13 protein-coding genes are annotated in these 16,192 nt (G+C 60.2%); 3 read left to right on the top strand and 10 right to left on the bottom strand.

The genetic code is table 11. The features are described 5' to 3' along the window. Positions 1-37 precede the first annotated feature (37 nt). From malZ to phoB, 5 genes are all read right to left on the bottom strand, one after another. Positions 38-1,855 (bottom strand): maltodextrin glucosidase, encoded by a 1,818-nt coding sequence (gene malZ, locus ACUW6V_RS16175; protein ID WP_454038617.1) that lies wholly within the window; start codon positions 1,853-1,855, stop codon positions 38-40. 168 nt (positions 1,856-2,023) lie between these two features. Beyond that, the gene (proY, locus tag ACUW6V_RS16170) at positions 2,024-3,391 is read right to left on the bottom strand and encodes a proline-specific permease ProY (protein ID WP_454038616.1); all 1,368 of its coding nucleotides are present in this window, start codon (positions 3,389-3,391) and stop codon (positions 2,024-2,026) included. 70 nt (positions 3,392-3,461) lie between these two features. Continuing rightward, the gene (brnQ, locus tag ACUW6V_RS16165; RefSeq protein ID WP_004387769.1) at positions 3,462-4,781 is read right to left on the bottom strand and encodes a branched-chain amino acid transporter carrier protein BrnQ; all 1,320 of its coding nucleotides are present in this window, start codon (positions 4,779-4,781) and stop codon (positions 3,462-3,464) included. Between the two features lie 398 nt (positions 4,782-5,179). Further along, positions 5,180-6,493 (bottom strand): phosphate regulon sensor histidine kinase PhoR, encoded by a 1,314-nt coding sequence (gene phoR, locus ACUW6V_RS16160; RefSeq protein ID WP_454038615.1) that lies wholly within the window; start codon positions 6,491-6,493, stop codon positions 5,180-5,182. 22 nt (positions 6,494-6,515) lie between these two features. After that, positions 6,516-7,205, bottom strand: a complete 690-nt coding sequence (phoB, locus tag ACUW6V_RS16155; protein WP_004387771.1) for a phosphate response regulator transcription factor PhoB — start codon at positions 7,203-7,205, stop codon at positions 6,516-6,518. Between the two features lie 198 nt (positions 7,206-7,403). Between phoB and sbcD the strand changes: the two genes are divergently transcribed. Beyond that, on the top strand, positions 7,404-8,618 hold the full coding sequence (gene sbcD / locus ACUW6V_RS16150; protein WP_454038614.1) for an exonuclease subunit SbcD: 1,215 nt from the start codon (positions 7,404-7,406) through the stop codon (positions 8,616-8,618). After that, entirely contained in the window at positions 8,615-11,764 is a 3,150-nt protein-coding gene (gene sbcC, locus ACUW6V_RS16145) for an exonuclease subunit SbcC (protein ID WP_454038613.1), read from the top strand. Before sbcD ends, sbcC begins: the two co-directional genes overlap by 4 nt. 39 nt (positions 11,765-11,803) lie before the next feature. On the opposite strand, the gene mak is transcribed toward sbcC, so the two are convergent. Further along, on the bottom strand, positions 11,804-12,715 hold the full coding sequence (gene mak / locus ACUW6V_RS16140; RefSeq protein ID WP_454038612.1) for a fructokinase: 912 nt from the start codon (positions 12,713-12,715) through the stop codon (positions 11,804-11,806). A gap of 126 nt (positions 12,716-12,841) precedes the next feature. On the opposite strand from mak, the gene rdgC reads away from it, so the two are divergent. Next, complete coding sequence (gene rdgC / locus ACUW6V_RS16135) at positions 12,842-13,753, top strand: recombination-associated protein RdgC (RefSeq protein ID WP_004386837.1); 912 nt, start codon at positions 12,842-12,844, stop codon at positions 13,751-13,753. A 33-nt stretch (positions 13,754-13,786) separates the two neighbouring features. Here rdgC and ppnP read toward each other — a convergent pair whose 3' ends face one another. From ppnP to aroL, 4 genes are all read right to left on the bottom strand, one after another. Further along, complete coding sequence (ppnP, locus tag ACUW6V_RS16130) at positions 13,787-14,071, bottom strand: pyrimidine/purine nucleoside phosphorylase (protein ID WP_004386838.1); 285 nt, start codon at positions 14,069-14,071, stop codon at positions 13,787-13,789. 83 nt (positions 14,072-14,154) lie between these two features. After that, positions 14,155-14,832 (bottom strand): AroM family protein, encoded by a 678-nt coding sequence (locus tag ACUW6V_RS16125; protein WP_454038611.1) that lies wholly within the window; start codon positions 14,830-14,832, stop codon positions 14,155-14,157. 259 nt (positions 14,833-15,091) lie between these two features. Further along, positions 15,092-15,283 (bottom strand): protein YaiA, encoded by a 192-nt coding sequence (yaiA, locus tag ACUW6V_RS16120; RefSeq protein WP_004386841.1) that lies wholly within the window; start codon positions 15,281-15,283, stop codon positions 15,092-15,094. Positions 15,284-15,335: 52 nt separating this feature from the next. After that, positions 15,336-15,860, bottom strand: a complete 525-nt coding sequence (gene aroL / locus ACUW6V_RS16115) for a shikimate kinase AroL (protein WP_104676253.1) — start codon at positions 15,858-15,860, stop codon at positions 15,336-15,338. Positions 15,861-16,192: the final 332 nt, after the last annotated feature.

Raw genomic sequence — 16,192 nt, 5'->3', positions numbered from 1 at the left:
ATGAAAAGCGGTATTCCTTTACCGCGTTTCGTTACGCTTATCGCGAATGCAGGATCACCGCCGCGCCTGCGGCGAGCCGCAGCGTCAGCCCTTCCAGCGCGGCGTCGCCCTCTTCACGCGTCCAGGCCCGGTCATCAAGGAGCGGCGAGAACGGCAGTGTGATTTCACAAGCCGCGCCGCGGTTCAGCGCCACCAGCACCCGCTCCTGCCGGAAGACACGCGTAAACACAAAGACGTCGCCTTTCGCATACACCACCTGGCACGCGCCGGAACGCAGCGCCCGGCTGCGGTGGCGCAGGCGCGCGAGCCGCTGATAGAGCGCCAGCAGCTCGCCGTCCTGCTGTGTTTTATCCCACGGGAACGGCTGGCGGCAGAACGGATCGTTGCCGCCTTCCACGCCCACTTCGTCGCCATAGAAAACGCACGGCACGCCGGGCCAGCAGAAAAGCCACACCGCCGCCGCCCTGATGCGCGCCGGGTCGCCTTTGGCGACCGTTTTAAAACGCGCGGTGTCATGGCTGTCGAGCTGGTTAAACATTCGCAACTGCTGCTCGTGCGAGAGCGCGGCGCGATACTCATCCATCCACCGCGCGCAGTCGGCGGCGTCAAGCTGCTGTGGCTCAAGGCCGTGATCGACGCCCGCAAGAAAGCTCCACACCGGCGTCGTAAAGCCGCGGTAGTTCATAGCCGCATCTTCCACGTCGTTTTGCAGCCACTGGCGCGCGTCGCCGAAATGCTCACCGAAGACAAACGCCTGCGGGTTTACGGCTTTGGCCGCGCGGGTGATCCCCTCAACGTGGCGCAGGTTTGCTTTCGCGCCGCCGTTTTCCCCGAGCATATGCACCACATCGAGCCGCCAGCCGTCGATGCTCCACGGCGCTTTCAGCCAGTGCTTCACCACGCTCTCTTCGCCTGCGTAAATCTCTTCCATCACGCCGCGCTCGGCGAAATCGAGCTTAGGCAGGCTGTCGTAGCCGAGCCAGCAGAAGGCGTGACCGTCCTCGGCGAAGGTGTACCAGTTGCGCGTCGGCGAATCCGGGTGATGGCACGCCCCGTCGGTGCCGTGATTCTGGCGATCGAACCACGGGTGCGTATCACCGGTGTGGTTAAAGACGCCGTCCAGAATCAGGCGCATATCCGCTTCACGCGTTTTTTCACGCAGGCGCAGCAGCGCTTCATCGCCGCCGAACTGCGGATCGACGTGGCGATAATCGGCGGTGTCATATTTATGCACGCTCGGCGCGCTGAAGATAGGGTTGAGATAAAGCGCCGTGACGCCGAGTTTTTTCAGGTACGGCAGTTTTTCGCAGATACCGTCGAGATCGCCACCGTAAAACGTCGAGCCGCCCGCCTCTGCGCTGACCGGCTCATGCCAGTCGCGCAGAATGATGTCGTGGCCCTGGGCGTGGTGGAAATAGATGTTATCCTGCTGCGCGCCGCGCGGCGTGCTGCGGGCGAAGCGGTCCGGGAAAATCTGGTAGAACACCTGATCCTGCACCCATTGCGGGCCGTCGTCCGGCGCGTCGATGGCAAACAGCGCCAGCCGCGCGGGTGGGAATTCCGCAAGCCCCAACGTGCTGAACCACTGCTGGCGATCGGCCCATAAGAGCTTAAAGCAGTAGCGGCGGCGCGGCTGGCCGTCGCCGAGCGGAATGCTCGCCTGCCACGCGCTGACCTGCGGATGCGGCGCGGCGGTCAGGCGCTTCATTTCAAAGGGCGTTTCTTCGTTATCGCGCTCGTAACGCAGCATGACCTTTTCCGGCAGCGCGTTGCCCGCAAGCCAGAGGGTAATGAGTAATTTCTCCCCCTGCCGGTGAATAAAGGGCGCAACGGGGAGATGCCAGGCATTCAACATACACTTTGATCCTTAATCGACAGAAAACAGGCGCATCTTTCCACAGGGGCAACCGCGCGCCTTCCTCATTCTGGATTTTATTGGGGGAGGAGACGGGAGGCGGAGAAACAGAAGTGAGCGTAGAGCGAAAACGACATCCCCGCCAGGCGGCGGGGATGGAAGGGAGCGTTATGCACGAAGACGGGCGTCGCGGCGGCGTTTAAACACCCAGCCCACCAGCAGCAGCGCAATCCACGCGAAACCGACGTAGAGCGAAATGCGGGTATCGGGGTGATAGCCAATCAGCGCGATGATAAACGCCAGGAAAATCAGGCCGACGATGGTCGTCGCCACGCCGCCCGGCACTTTGAATTTCAGCGCCTTGACTTCATCCGCGCTCAGGCGACGACGGAACGCCACCTGCGAGAGCAGGATCATTATCCAGACCCAGACGGTCGCAAAGGTCGCGAGTGACGCAATCACCAGGAAGACGTTTTCCGGCATGATGTAGTTGAGATACACCGCCAGCAGCATCGCAAAGCACATCACCACCACCGTCACCCACGGAATGCCGCGGCGCGAGGTTTTGGCGAACACTTTCGGCGCGCTGCCCTGCTCAGCCATGCCGTGCAGCATACGGCCCACGCCAAACACATCGCTGTTAATCGCCGACAGCGAGGCCGTCAGCACGACGAAATTCAGAATGCCCGCCGCAACGGTGATCCCCATATGCTGGAAAGTGAGCACAAACGGGCTGCCGTTGGTGCCGACTTCATCCCACGGGTAGATAGACATAATCACGAACAGCGTGCCGACGTAAAACACCAGAATACGCAGCGGCACAGAGTTAATGGCGCGCGGAATGGATTTGGCCGGATCTTTCGCTTCACCGGCGGTGATGCCGATAATCTCGATGCCGCCGTAGGCGAACATCACCATTTGCAGCGCCATGACGGTGCCAATCCAGCCGTTCGCGAAGAAGCCGCCGTTACTCCAGAGATTATGGATGCCGGTCGGCTGACCACCGTTGCCGATACCCCAGACAATGATGCCGATACCGGCCGCGATCATGATGATAATGGTGGCGACTTTAAAGAACGAGAACCAGAACTCCAGCTCGCCGAAGACTTTCACGCTCATCAGGTTAATGGCGCAGATGATAAGCACCACGCTCAGCACCCAGACCCAGTGCGGCACCGTCGGGAACCAGACACCCATATAGATGCCGAACGCGGTGACGTCGGCAATGGCGACAATCAGAATTTCAAAGCAGTAGGTCCAGCCGGTGATATAGCCTGCAAGCGGGCCGAGGTTATCCTGCGCGTAGCGAGAAAATGAGCTCGCCGCCGGGTTATGCACCGACATTTCGCCAAGCGCGCGCATGATGATATACGCCGCCACGCCGCCGATAATGTAAGCCAGCAGTACGCTCGGACCCGCCATTTTGATGGCGTCCGCCGAGCCGTAAAACAGGCCGGTGCCAATCGCTGAACCCAGCGCCATAAAGCGGATGTGTCTTGCACTCAATCCGCGCTTGAGCTTGTTCTCGTTTTCCATCTTTCCAGTACCACGTCATACAATAAAAAACCACGGAGCCAGGCCCCGTGGTTCAACAATCAACCGACGATCAGTGAGCGGTGGTTGTCACGCTCCGTCCGGCCGCACGATCCCAGAGCGCCGCCGCCAGCGTAATCGCGACGGTCGGCAGCAGCCAGGCCAGCCCCTGATCCGCCATCGGCAGTTTCTGAGTCCAGGCCGGAAGGATACCGCTTATCGCGGAGGCTTTCACCCCATCAATCAAACCAAACAGCAGACTGACCGCCATCGCCGGGGCGATAACACGGCCCGAATTATGCCACCAGCCGCGGGTGAAGCTCAGCACAACGAGTGCGATACATGGCGGATAGATGGCCGTCAGCACCGGAATGGAGAACTGAATCAGCTGGCTTAAGCCAAGGTTCGACACCACCATCGAGAAGAGACCCAGGATAAACACCAGCGCGCGGTAAGAGAGCGGCAGATACTGCGCGAAAAACTCGGCGCAGGCGCAGGTCAGGCCGACCGCCGTCACCATGCACGCGAGGAAGATCAGCGCCGCCAGCAGGAAGCTGCCCGCACCACCGAAGGTGTGCTGAACATACGCATGCAGAATCGCCGCGCCGTTGGCGGATTGATCCACCAGCGTCGCGCTGTCAGAGCCCAGACGGAACAACGCCAGGTAGAGCAGCGTCAGGCCGACGCCCGCCATCAGGCCCGCGAAAATGGTGTAGCGCGTCAGCAGACGAGAATCAGACACGCCGCGTGAACGCGCCGCGTTGACGATAACAATCCCGAACACCATCGCGCCGAGCGTATCCATCGTCAGATAACCGTTCACGAAGCCGTTAGAAAACGCCGCTTTCTGATAGGCATCTGTCGCCACGCTGATATCGCCCGCCGGCCAGACAATCGCCGCCACCGACAGCACCACCAGCGCGATGATTTTCAGCGGGGCCAGGAAGTTGCCCACGGTATCCAGCAGTTTGCCCGGATAGAGCGACACCAGAATCACCAGCGCGAAATAGACCAGGCTGTAGATGAGCAGCGGCAGCGCGCCGTCGCCGGTGAGCGGCGCAATGCCCACTTCAAACGACACGGTCGCGGTGCGCGGCGTCGCGAACAGCGGCCCGACGGCCAGATAACACACCGTCGCCAGCAGAATGCCCGCGACGCGGCCAATCGGATGGCTCAGGCTGTCAACGCCACCGCCGACTTTCGCCAGCGCCACCACAGTCAGCACAGGCAGACCCACGGCGGTAATAAGAAAGCCGATCGCCGCCGTCCAGACATGCGGACCGGCCTGCAAACCAACCATGGGAGGGAAAATGATATTGCCCGCGCCGACAAACAACGCAAAGGTCATAAACCCCAGTGCGATAATGTCGCGCGATTTTAAACGATGGGTCATAAGATTTACTGCCTGTGGATGTGGTGTTGAAATTGACTAATTTTTTATCGCCAGTCACCTGACGAAAACGCGGCTATTTGCAGAGCTGACAGCGGGATATGCTTCCCGATTACGCTGGCGAAGAATTGTTTTTCGATTTACCAGGTAAAAACAGTCGGTCTGGCAATAGCAGGGGCGCAATTTAAACGCTTATAACGTTTAAAGGCAAGACGGGATCGTAAAACCAGACCTTTATGCCAGATCTAAGTTTCAGAGCAGTGATAAAATCTAAAATCGTAAAAAACCTCCGGCGATTCGCGCGAGCAAAAAAGCGTCAAACGCTGAAAAAAGCGTTCAGAGGCGGCGAAAAAATGAATAAGGCCAGCTTATGGCTGGCCCTGGAAAGGAAGCTTTACGAATTACACGTCGGAAACGGCTTTGGCGGGCGCGGAGACGATTAACCGCTCCGGCAGGAGGAACGAAAACGTGGTGCCTTTGCCGGGCGTACTTTCAATCTCCAGACGCGCGTCGTGGTGCGTCAGCGCATGTTTCACAATCGCAAGCCCTAACCCGCTGCCGCCCGTCTGGCGCGAGCGTGCTTTATCCACGCGATAGAAACGCTCGGTGAGGCGCGGGATATGCTCCGCGGCGATCCCCGGCCCGGTGTCGGCCACGCTAAAGCGCGCGCCGTTCGCCACATGCTCCCAGCGCACCGTGATGTGCGTCCCGGCGGGCGTATGGTTGACCGCGTTATACACCAGGTTTGAAATCGCGCTGCGCAACTGCTCATCGTTGCCCAGCACTTTAAGCTGCGGATCGACCTCAAACGTGAAGGTATGCTTCTGCTGGCTCAGCGTCTGCGCCTCGCGCTCCACCACCCGCAGCATCATCGGCACGTCGATGGTTTCGTTAAGCTGCATCGCGGGCGCCGCCTCGATTTTCGAGAGCGTGAGTAGCTGTTTCACCAGCCCTTCCATGCGGAAGGTCTGCTCGCGCATCGTGTGCAGCGCTTTTTCACGCAGCGGCCCTTCGAGCGTCTGCTCGTGCATCATCTCCAGATACCCCTGCAACACGGTGAGCGGCGTGCGCAACTCATGGCTGACGTTAGCGAAGAAGTTGCGCCGCGCGCCTTCGAGCTGATGCATCTGCGTGACGTCGCGCGCCACCATTAACAGCTGATCTTCGCTGTACGGCATCACGCGAAACTCAAGATGACGCCCGTTATTGAGCACCAGATGCAATGGCCGGTTGAACTCCTTGCCGCGCAGATAGCTGGTGAATTCCGGGTAGCGCAGCAGGTTTAAGATGTTCTGGCCGTTATCGTCCGGCCAGCGCAGGCCGAGAAGCTGTTGCGCAAGGCCGTTACACCAGAAGATGACGCCCTCTTCCGTGGTCAGCACCACGGCGTCCGGCAGGGATTCCGCGCCGCTGCGAAAGCGTTTGATAAGATTACCCAGTTCGCGGCGGCGTTTTTTATTGCGCAACTGCATCTGGTGCAGGCCGTAGAGCAGCGGCTCCCAGCTCCCGCTGCCGGGCGGCGGCGTCATGCTGCGATCCACCCACAGCCACCAGGAAAGCCGCAGCAGATTCCAGAAATGCCAGATAAGCAATCCGGTCACCGCCGCCAGTAAAAACCATGCCAGATAGCCGAATATCGCCCCGAGCACCAGCGCCGGGATACAGCAGAGCAACAGCTCCAGCACCAGTCTTTTCCATGACAGCCGTTCCAGCACGCGTCACACTCCTGTTTTGGGTTTAAAAACGGGTTGAGAACCGATAACCCGTACCGCGCACCGTCTGAACCATTCTGTCATGACCACTCTGCTCCAGCGCCTTACGCAGGCGGCGGATATGCACATCCACGGTGCGATCTTCCACATAGACATTGGTGCCCCAGACGTTATTCAGCAGCTGTTCGCGGCTGTAAACGCGCTCCGGGTGCGTCATAAAGAAGTGTAACAGCTTGAATTCGGTCGGCCCCATATCAAGGGGGTTTTCGCCGGTCATCACGCGGTGCGATGACGGATCGAGGCTTAAGCCCTGCATTTCGATGACTTCATCAACGGCCATCGGCGAGATACGGCGCATAACCGCTTTAATACGCGCCACCAGCTCTTTCGGGGAGAACGGTTTGGTAATGTAATCGTCAGCCCCGGTCTCCAGGCCACGCACGCGATCTTCTTCTTCGCCGCGCGCGGTCAGCATCACCACAGGGATCTCACGGGTCAGCGCTTCGCGTTTGATATGTTTAATAAACTGGATCCCCGATCCGCCGGGCAGCATCCAGTCCAGCAGAATCAGATCGGGCCACGGCTCATTGAGTTGATTCACCGCACTGTCATAATCTTCCGCTTCCACCGGCTGGAAGCCGTTTTGTTCCAGTACGAAACACACCATCTCGCGGATAGGTGCTTCATCTTCAACGACCAGAATACGTCTCGCCATGATTCGCCCTGTTAAATAAAGTAAACAGTATGTTATGCGGCGCCATTATGCGTCAGATTTATGACAGATTTATGAAAAAGATGACCGTAAGATGACCTGTCAGCGCAGGCGGTTAAACCCGGCGGCGCGACGAAACAGGACACCCGCCGTACTGGATGTTTATAATCCCCTTCTCGCTTTTTCGCCACAGGGCATCCCATGCGTATTCTGCATACCTCAGACTGGCATCTTGGTCAAAATTTTTACGCTAAAAGCCGCGCCGCCGAACATGAAGCCTTTCTCGACTGGCTGCTGGAGGCAGCGGTTGCGCATCAGGTAGATGCGATTATCGTCGCGGGCGACATCTTCGATACCGGCGCGCCGCCAAGCTATGCGCGTGAGCTCTATAACCGCTTTGTGGTCAAACTCCAGGCGGCGAACTGCCCGCTTATCGTGCTCGGCGGCAACCACGATTCGGTGGCAACGCTCAATGAATCCCGCGAACTGCTGGCCTGCCTCAATACCCACGTTATCGCCAGCGCGCAGCTTACGCCAGAAACGCAGGCCACGCTTTTGTACCGCCGCGACGGCGAACCTGGCGCGGTGCTCTGCCCGGTGCCGTTTTTGCGCCCGCGCGACGTGCTACGAAGCCTTGGCGGGCAGTCAGGCCGTGAAAAGCAGCAGCAACTGCTGGAAGCCATCAGCCTGCACTACCAGCAGAGCTATGAGGCCGCGTGCGCGCTTCGCGGCGACCGTAATCTGCCGATTATCGCGACCGGCCATCTGACCACTGTCGGCGTGACCAAAAGTGACGCGGTACGCGACATCTATATAGGCACGCTCGACGCCTTCCCGGCGGACCGCTTTCCGCCCGCCGATTATATCGCGCTCGGGCATATTCACCGCGCCCAGAAAGTGGCGGGCTGCGAGCATATCCGCTACAGCGGCTCGCCGATTGCGCTGAGCTTTGATGAAACCGGCAAAGAGAAAAGCGTTTATCTGGTGGAGTTTGCAGACGGCAAACTGCGCGACGTCACGGCCCTGCCGGTGCCGGTCAGCCAGCCGCTGGCGGTGCTGAAAGGCAGCCTGGAATCCATTACCGCGCAGCTCGAACAGTGGCGCGACGCGCCGGATGATCCAAAAGTCTGGCTCGATATCGAAATCGACACCGGCGAGTTTCTGCATGATATGCACCGTCAGATAAGCCAGCTCACCGAAAGCCTGCCGGTGGAGGTTGTCCTTCTGCGTCGCAGCCGCGAAATGCGCGAGCGCGCGCTCGGCACGCTGAGCACCGAAACGCTCAGCGAGCTGGGGCCGGAAGAGGTGTTTGAACGCCGCCTGGAGCTGGAGGCGCTTGAGGAGCCGGAGAAAGCGCGCCTGCGCACGCTCTTCGCCCGCACGCTGGAGAGCCTGCACGAGGAGGACGAGGCATGAAAATCTTAACCCTGCGGCTAAAAAACCTGAACTCGCTGAAAGGCGAATGGAAAATCGACTTTACCGCCGAACCGTTCGCGAGCAACGGGCTCTTCGCCATTACCGGCCCGACCGGCGCAGGCAAAACCACGCTGCTCGACGCCATCTGCCTTGCGCTCTACCACCGCACGCCGCGCCTGAACGCGCTGTCGCAAAGCCAGAATGACCTGATGACGCGCGACACCGCCGAGTGTCTGGCGGAAGTGGAGTTTGAAGTCAAAGGCGTCGCCTGGCGCGCCTTCTGGAGCCAGAGCCGCGCGCGCGGCCAGCCGGACGGTAACTTGCAGGCGCCGCGCGTGGAGCTGGCGCGCTGCGAAGACGGCAAAATCGTCGCCGATAAAATCAAAGACAAACTCGACAGAATTGCCGCGCTGACGGGGCTGGATTACGACCGTTTCACCCGTTCGATGATGCTCTCGCAGGGGCAGTTTGCCGCGTTTCTCAATGCCGAAGCCAAAGCGCGCGCCGAACTGCTGGAAGAGCTGACCGGCACCGAAATCTACGGTCAGGTCTCGGCGCGTATTTTCGAACAGCATAAAGAAGCCCGCAGCCAGCTTGAGAAGCTTGAATCGCAGGCGCAGGGCGTGCGGCTGCTGGACGAAGCGCAACGGGAAAGCTTAACCACAGGTTTGCAGGCGCTCACTGACGAGGAAAAAACGCTGCTTGCCCGCCAGCGCCAGTTACAGCAAGAACACCTGTGGCTGACGCAGCGTACCGCGCTTGCCAGCGCGCTCGACGCGGCGCGCCATGCGGCGGCGGCGGCAGATCAAGCACTACAGGCCGCCGCGCCGGACCTCGCGCGGCTTGAAGCGGCGCTACCGGCGGAAAAACTGCGCCCGGCCTGGCTGCGCTGTCAGGAGCTGGAAACCGCTCTTACCGCCACCGGTCGTCAGCATGAAGAAGTAAGCGTTCGCTTACAGGAAAGCCAGCAGCGCCGCCGGGAGATCCGCCAGGCCGCCGCGCAACAGGCGCAGGCGCAGACGGCAGAACTCACACAACTTGGCCAGTGGCTGACGGAGCATGACCGCTTTCGCCTCTGGAGCAGCGAGCTCGCGGGCTGGCGCGCGGTGCTGGCGCAGCAGAAACGCGACCGCGACCAGCTACGCGCGCTGAACGAGACGCTCGACGCCACCCGCCGCAAGCGCGACGCGATGCCGGACGCCGGGCTTACGCTCTCGCCGGAGGACGCCGCGCAGGCGCTGACTAAGCTTAACGAGCAGCGCCCGCTGCGCCAGCAACTTGCAACGCTCCAGTCATCCTTTGCGCCCCTGACGCGCCGTAAAGCGCGCCTGCAGGAGACGAACAGCGCGCTGCAAACGCAAATTCAGCACGCCGAACAGCAGCTGGCGCAAAAGCGTCAGGATTACAAAACTAAACAACAGGAGGTGGAGCGCGCGAAAGCAGTCTGCGATCTGGAGCAGCGTATCGCGAGCCTCGTTGAGGAGCGCGCGCGCCTGCAACCCGGCAGCCCCTGCCCGCTGTGCGGCGCGACCGAGCACCCGGCCGTGGAGGCGTATCAGGCGCTGAAGCCCGACGCGAGCCGCCTGCGTCTTGCGCAACTGGAGCAGGAGAAAGAGCAGCTCGGCACCGAGGGCGCGGCGCTGCGCGGCCAGCTCGATGCGCTGATGAAACAGCGCCAGCAGCAGGAAAGCGAAGCGGCAAGCCTGCTGGAAGAAGAGCAAGCGCTCACCTCACAATGGCAGACGCTCTGCGCGGCGGCAGGTCTCACCCAGACACCGGGCGACGATCTCACCCCCTGGCTTGACGAGCAGACCCGCCGCGAACAGCAGTTGCACCTGCTGCGCGAGCGTCAGATGCTGGAGGCCACGCTTGAAGGCACGCAGCGTCAGGTCACATCGCTGGAAGCGGCCTGGCAGACGCAGCAGGCGGCGCTGCGCGACCAGCTTGACGCCTTTGGCCTGCCCGCGCCGGATGATGACAACCCCGCGCCGTGGTTCGCCGAACGCGAAGAAGAGGCGCGCCGCTGGCAGCAGCATCACGAGCGCCAGCAGCGCCTGCGCGAACAGCTGGCCGCCTGCGAAACGCTGCTGGCATTGTTGCCACAGGAAGGCGACGCGCCGGCGGCGTCGCTCGCCGCAGACGAACTGCCGCGCGCGGGCCAGGAGATCCATACGCGCTGTTTATCGCTGGAAGCGCAGTGGCAGACGCTCGGCGCGCAGCTTCTGCAGGAGCGCGCGCGCTACCAGAGCGCCGTGCAGGCGTTCGAGGCGGCGCTCGCCGCAAGCCCGTTTGCGGATAAAGCGGCGTTTCTCGCCGCCCTGCTGGATGACGCCACCCGCAGCCAGCTCGAAGCGCAAAAACAGCGGCTGGAGCGCGAGCGCGAAACGCAGCACACGCTGCTTGCGCAGGCGCAGCAGGCGCTGGAGCGCCACCTGGGCGCGCGCCCGGAATCGTTGGAAGAACAGGCTGACGCTCAGCAGAGCGAAGCCGCGCTCGCGGCGGTCACGGAGCAACTGCGCGATAACACCACGCGCCAGGGGGAACTGCGCCAGCAGTTACGCCAGGATGAAGAGAGCCGTACGCAACTGGCAGCGCTTCTTGGCCAGATTGACGAGGCCAGGCGCGAGGCCGACGAATGGGGCCAGCTCAACCATCTGGTCGGCTCGCAGAAAGGCGATAAATTCCGTAAGTTCGCACAAGGGCTGACGCTGGATAATCTGGTATGGCTCGCCAATAACCAGCTGACGCGCCTGCATGGCCGCTACCTGCTTAAACGCAAGCTGAGTGAGGATCTGGAACTGGAAGTTGTCGACACCTGGCAGGCGGACGCGGTGCGCGACACCCGCACGCTTTCCGGCGGCGAAAGCTTCCTGGTGAGTCTCGCGCTGGCGCTGGCGCTCTCGGATCTGGTGAGCCATAAAACCCGCATCGATTCGCTGTTTCTGGATGAGGGCTTCGGCACGCTGGACGCCCAGACGCTTGATACGGCGCTGGATGCCCTTGACGCGCTGAACGCCAGCGGCAAAACCATCGGCGTCATCAGCCACGTGGAGGCGATGAAAGAGCGTATCCCGGTGCAGATCAAGGTCAGAAAGATTAACGGCCTTGGCGTGAGCCGCCTGGCGCGCGAATATCAGGTCGATTAAGGCCGATAAAAAGGGGCGTTGCGCCCCTTTCTTTTTATATTAACGCACCACCGGCCAGAGCCACGCCGCACCGCGCACGCCGCTCGAATCGCCATGCACCGCTTTGCGCACCGGCGTTTCGCACTCGCCGCCAAACACCCAGTGTTTCATCAGCGGCGGCACGGTTTTATAGAGTCGGTCGACGTTGCTCATGCCACCTCCCAGCACAATCACATCCGGGTCGAGAATATTGACGATATGCGCCAGCGATTTCGCAAGCCGCATCTCGTAGCGGCTGAGCGCAAGCTCCGCCAGCGCGTCCTGCGCCTCCACCAGCCGGATGATTTCGCTGCCCTTAAGCGGCTGGCCGCTTAAGCGATGATAGTCGGTCGCAAAGCCCGTGCCGGAGATAAAGGTTTCGATACAGCCCTGCTTGCCGCAGTAACACACCACTTCTTCCCGGTAGCGCAGTTCGTCTTCATCCATCCACGGCAGCGGATTATGGCCCCACTCGCCCGCGTTGCCGTTGGCCCCGATATGGCTCATGCCGCCAAGCGCGATGCCGGAGCCGCAGCCGGTGCCGATGATAACCGCAAAGACCGTCTGCGCGCCCTTCGCCGCGCCATCGACCGCCTCCGACACGGCAAAGCAGTTAGCATCGTTGGCGAGCCTCACCTCACGAGAAAGCCGCGCGCTGAGGTCTTTATCCAGCGCCTGACCGTTCAGCCACGTGGAGTTGGCGTTTTTAACGACGCCCGTATACGGCGAGAGCGTACCCGGAATGCCGACGCCGACAGTGCCGCGCTCGCCGGTCTCTTTTTCGGCAAGCTCCACGAGACCGGCTATCGTCTCGATGGTTTGCGGGTAGTCGTCACGCGGCGTCGGCACGCGGTGGCGAAAGCGCTGCTCGCCGTCATCGCCAAGCGCAATCACTTCGGTTTTGGTGCCGCCTAAATCGATCCCAATACGCACGTCTGCTTCCTCATATTCAATGACTTACCAGGAGAGTAGATAACCTGCCCGTGAAAGGCAATGAAACGCCGCGGCTGATTCGTTATCATGCCCGCTGCGTTTAACTACCAGGCCGTGGAAATTAACATGCTGTGGTTCAAAAATTTAATGGTTTACCGTTTAAACCGCGACGCCGCGCTGCGTGCGGATGAGATGGAAAAACAGTTAGCTGCGTTTACCTTCACCCCGTGCGGCAGCCAGGATATGGCGAAAACCGGCTGGGTGCCGCCCATGGGCGGCGGCAGCGACGCGCTTACCCACGCCGCCAACGGCCAGATTGTGATTTGCGCGCGCAAAGAAGAGAAAATTCTGCCAGCGCCGGTCATCAAACAGGCGCTGGAGGCGAAAATCGCCCGTCTGGAGGCCGATCAGGGCCGCAAGCTTAAAAAGACGGAAAAAGATTCGCTGAAAGATGAAGTGCTGCATTCGCTGCTGCCGCGCGCCTTCAGCCGCTTCAGCCAGACCATGATGTGGATCGATACCACCAGCGGGCTTATCGTCGTGGACTGCGCCAGTGCCAAAAAAGCGGAAGATACGCTGGCGCTGCTGCGTAAAAGCCTCGGCTCGCTGCCGGTGGTGCCGCTGACGCTGGAAAACCCGATTGAGCTGACGCTTACCGAATGGGTGCGCGCCAATAATGTGCCGCAGGGTTTTCAGCTGCTGGACGAAGCGGAGCTAAAGGCCATTCTGGAAGATGGCGGCGTGATCCGCTGTAAAAAGCAGGAGCTGGTAAGCGACGAAATCGCGGTGCATATCGAAGCAGGGAAAGTCGTCACCAAACTGGCGCTCGACTGGCAACAGCGCGTGCAGTTTATGTTATGCGACGACGGCTCGCTGAAACGCCTGAAATTTGCCGATGAGCTTCGCGATCAGAACGACGACATCGCCCGTGAAGATGTGGCGCAACGCTTTGACGCCGATTTCACGCTGATGACCGGCGAACTGGCGGCGCTGATCCAGAACTTAGTGGAAGCGCTGGGCGGCGAAGCCCAGCGTTAAGTCGCTCGCGTCGCCCCGCCCGGGGCGGCGCGCTTACAGGTAGCGGCAGAGATAGGATGTCGGCTCGGCCACCTGCAGATGAAACTCGCTGTGCCCAGGCACATGAAACACCTGCCCCGCTTCATACGTTTTCCATTCGGTTTCGCCCGGCAGCAGCACATGCAGCGCGCCGCTGACCACCGTCATCTCTTCCGGCTGGGCCGTGCTAAAGGTGTACTCCCCTTCCGCCATCACGCCGACGCTTGCGCGGCCCGTGCTGCTGCTGGTGAAGCCGATAGATTTCACTTTACCGGAAAAGTATTCGTTACTCTGAAGCATAAGCAGGCCCTTACTGAAAAAATGGTTGGAAAAACAATATAGAGGGCCAGCCGGAGCGCTGTCACGCAAATTGTGACAACGGCTCAGATAAGCAGTTCGGAAGCGAGACGCGCCACCAGGACATTACTGAGTAATACCGGCACATCCAGCGCTTTTTGCAGCAGATCGCGGTGTTTTTGATGAAAGCCGAGGCAGTCGAGCAGCAATACATCCGCGCCACGCGCGAGCAGATCGCGCCCGGCACCAACCAGCTCATCTTCTGTACCGTAAAACGGGTTCGCCAGCGCGTACAGCGGCGGGTTTTCCAGCACCTGCCATTTCTGCGCCTGGATATCCATAAGCTCCGGAATCGGCACAATCACGCCTACCTGGTGCCCGTCGACAATGGAAGCGACCAGCGGCGGAATAATGCGTTCGGGCTCCAGCAGTATCGCGTTGCGCGTGCGAAGCCCCGAAAAACGCTGCGTACTCATCAGTAAAATGACGTCATAACCCTGGTTATCGAGCACTTCAATCACGCTTTGCAGCGCCCTTTCGGTTTTGGCTTTCGATACCGTCGCTTTTTCACCATCGGCGAGCATGGTGATGATCGTCTCTTCATGGCCCGACGCGCCATAATCGTCCATCGCCTCGGCGCGCGACAGTTTCCCCATCAGGCTGATATGGGTGATGTGCTGTTCATCGATATGTTCGGTTAACAGCGGAAGGATCTCACTGACGGGCACTACGCCGATGGTAAGTATGGCCAGAGTCGCACGCATTTTTATCGCCTTGGTTTACAGCTTCTCAAACAGTTAACGACACCTTTCGCCCGGAACTTGAGCACAAGCGAAAGATGGATCACAAAGCGTAGCAGCTTCCGGGCCTTATCCGGAGAAAAAAGCCCTCTGCCGCTTAACAATAATCATAACGTATCGTTAACATTAGGTTTGGATGAAAGGTGTGATGCAAAGCGGTAACGACTCATTTTCGGAGTGGCGGAAAGCGCAGCGTAACGCGCGCGCTTTCCGCTGGTCGGGGTCAGGATTTGTCCGGGTCTTCGTAACGGCGCTTGGCGTCCAGCGCTTCCTGCTCGGTAGGGTGTTCACTAATAAGCGAATCCGGCTCGGGGTGATCGGCACGGAGCTGATAACTAGTGACGGTTTTGCCCGGCACGCCTTTTTCAACGGGAACCACGCGCGCTTCGCGCGGATAAGGGGGTCTGGTCGGCATAGCGCTTCCTTGTTTATCGGTCAGAAGCGTTAAGTATAGACAATCCCGTCAGTTAGCTGGCGTGGGCAACCTGCAGCGCGTCAATAATACGAGAGACGATAACCGCGGGCGCGTCGGCGGCGTCAATCACATGGTGAGCGCACTCGCGATAGAGCGCATCGCGCACCGCCAGCACGTCGGCGATTTCTTCCGTCACCGGCTTGCCGGTAAGTGTCGGGCGCTGCCCTGCTTCCGGGAAGGCTTCAAGCCGCTGCGCCAGTACCTCAACCGGTACGTTGAGATAAATCACCACCCCATGCGCGCGCATAAACTCGCGGTTCTCATCACGCAGCACCATGCCGCCGCCGGTCGCCACGACCGTCGCGGGCGCGGTGACCGCCTGTAACGCTTCGCTTTCACGGGCGCGAAAACCCGGCCAGCCCTCTTTCTCCACCACTTCAGCGACTGTCATCTGCGTATGTTCCCGCAGCCAGCGATCGGTATCGGTAAAGCCGTACGCCAGCGCGCGTGCCAGCGCCTCGCCGGTGGTGGTTTTTCCGCAGCCGCGCGCGCCGATTAAATAAATGGGTTGATTCATGGATGGATTACCTCGCCTTCCGCCTGCGGCGAAAGGGTTAGACAGCAGGCCGTAAGCCGTGAGTTTAACAACAAACTAGTACATAAGACAGGCGTAAATTTAAACTTACAAAAGAGTCCGGACACAGCGATATTCCGCGCAGGACAACCCTTCTTTCGTTTTAAGGGTGTAAAGCCACGATACCACTGACGGGCGTTCGTCAGGCGCGCCCACCATACTTGAAAGCGCCCACTGAACACAACCCCGCTATCCGCCGCACCCGGTTACATATTTCTTATTTCCTTTACGCGCCGGATATTTACAAGCGCCGATTTTTCTCCAGACTTAACTAT

This window comes from Cronobacter sp. 153480017-3 (assembly GCF_053627815.1).
This window is presented reverse-complemented; position numbering and strand designations above follow the sequence as displayed.

Coding starts and splice junctions, on each gene's coding strand:
- malZ (WP_454038617.1), bottom strand. CDS start 1,855: ATGTTGAATGCCTGGCATCTCCCCGTTGCGCCCTTTATTCACCGGCAG.
- proY (WP_454038616.1), bottom strand. CDS start 3,391: ATGGAAAACGAGAACAAGCTCAAGCGCGGATTGAGTGCAAGACACATC.
- brnQ (WP_004387769.1), bottom strand. CDS start 4,781: ATGACCCATCGTTTAAAATCGCGCGACATTATCGCACTGGGGTTTATG.
- phoB (WP_004387771.1), bottom strand. CDS start 7,205: ATGGCGAGACGTATTCTGGTCGTTGAAGATGAAGCACCTATCCGCGAG.
- sbcD (WP_454038614.1), top strand. CDS start 7,404: ATGCGTATTCTGCATACCTCAGACTGGCATCTTGGTCAAAATTTTTAC.
- sbcC (WP_454038613.1), top strand. CDS start 8,615: ATGAAAATCTTAACCCTGCGGCTAAAAAACCTGAACTCGCTGAAAGGC.
- rdgC (WP_004386837.1), top strand. CDS start 12,842: ATGCTGTGGTTCAAAAATTTAATGGTTTACCGTTTAAACCGCGACGCC.
- ppnP (WP_004386838.1), bottom strand. CDS start 14,071: ATGCTTCAGAGTAACGAATACTTTTCCGGTAAAGTGAAATCTATCGGC.
- ACUW6V_RS16125 (WP_454038611.1), bottom strand. CDS start 14,832: ATGCGTGCGACTCTGGCCATACTTACCATCGGCGTAGTGCCCGTCAGT.
- yaiA (WP_004386841.1), bottom strand. CDS start 15,283: ATGCCGACCAGACCCCCTTATCCGCGCGAAGCGCGCGTGGTTCCCGTT.
- aroL (WP_104676253.1), bottom strand. CDS start 15,860: ATGAATCAACCCATTTATTTAATCGGCGCGCGCGGCTGCGGAAAAACC.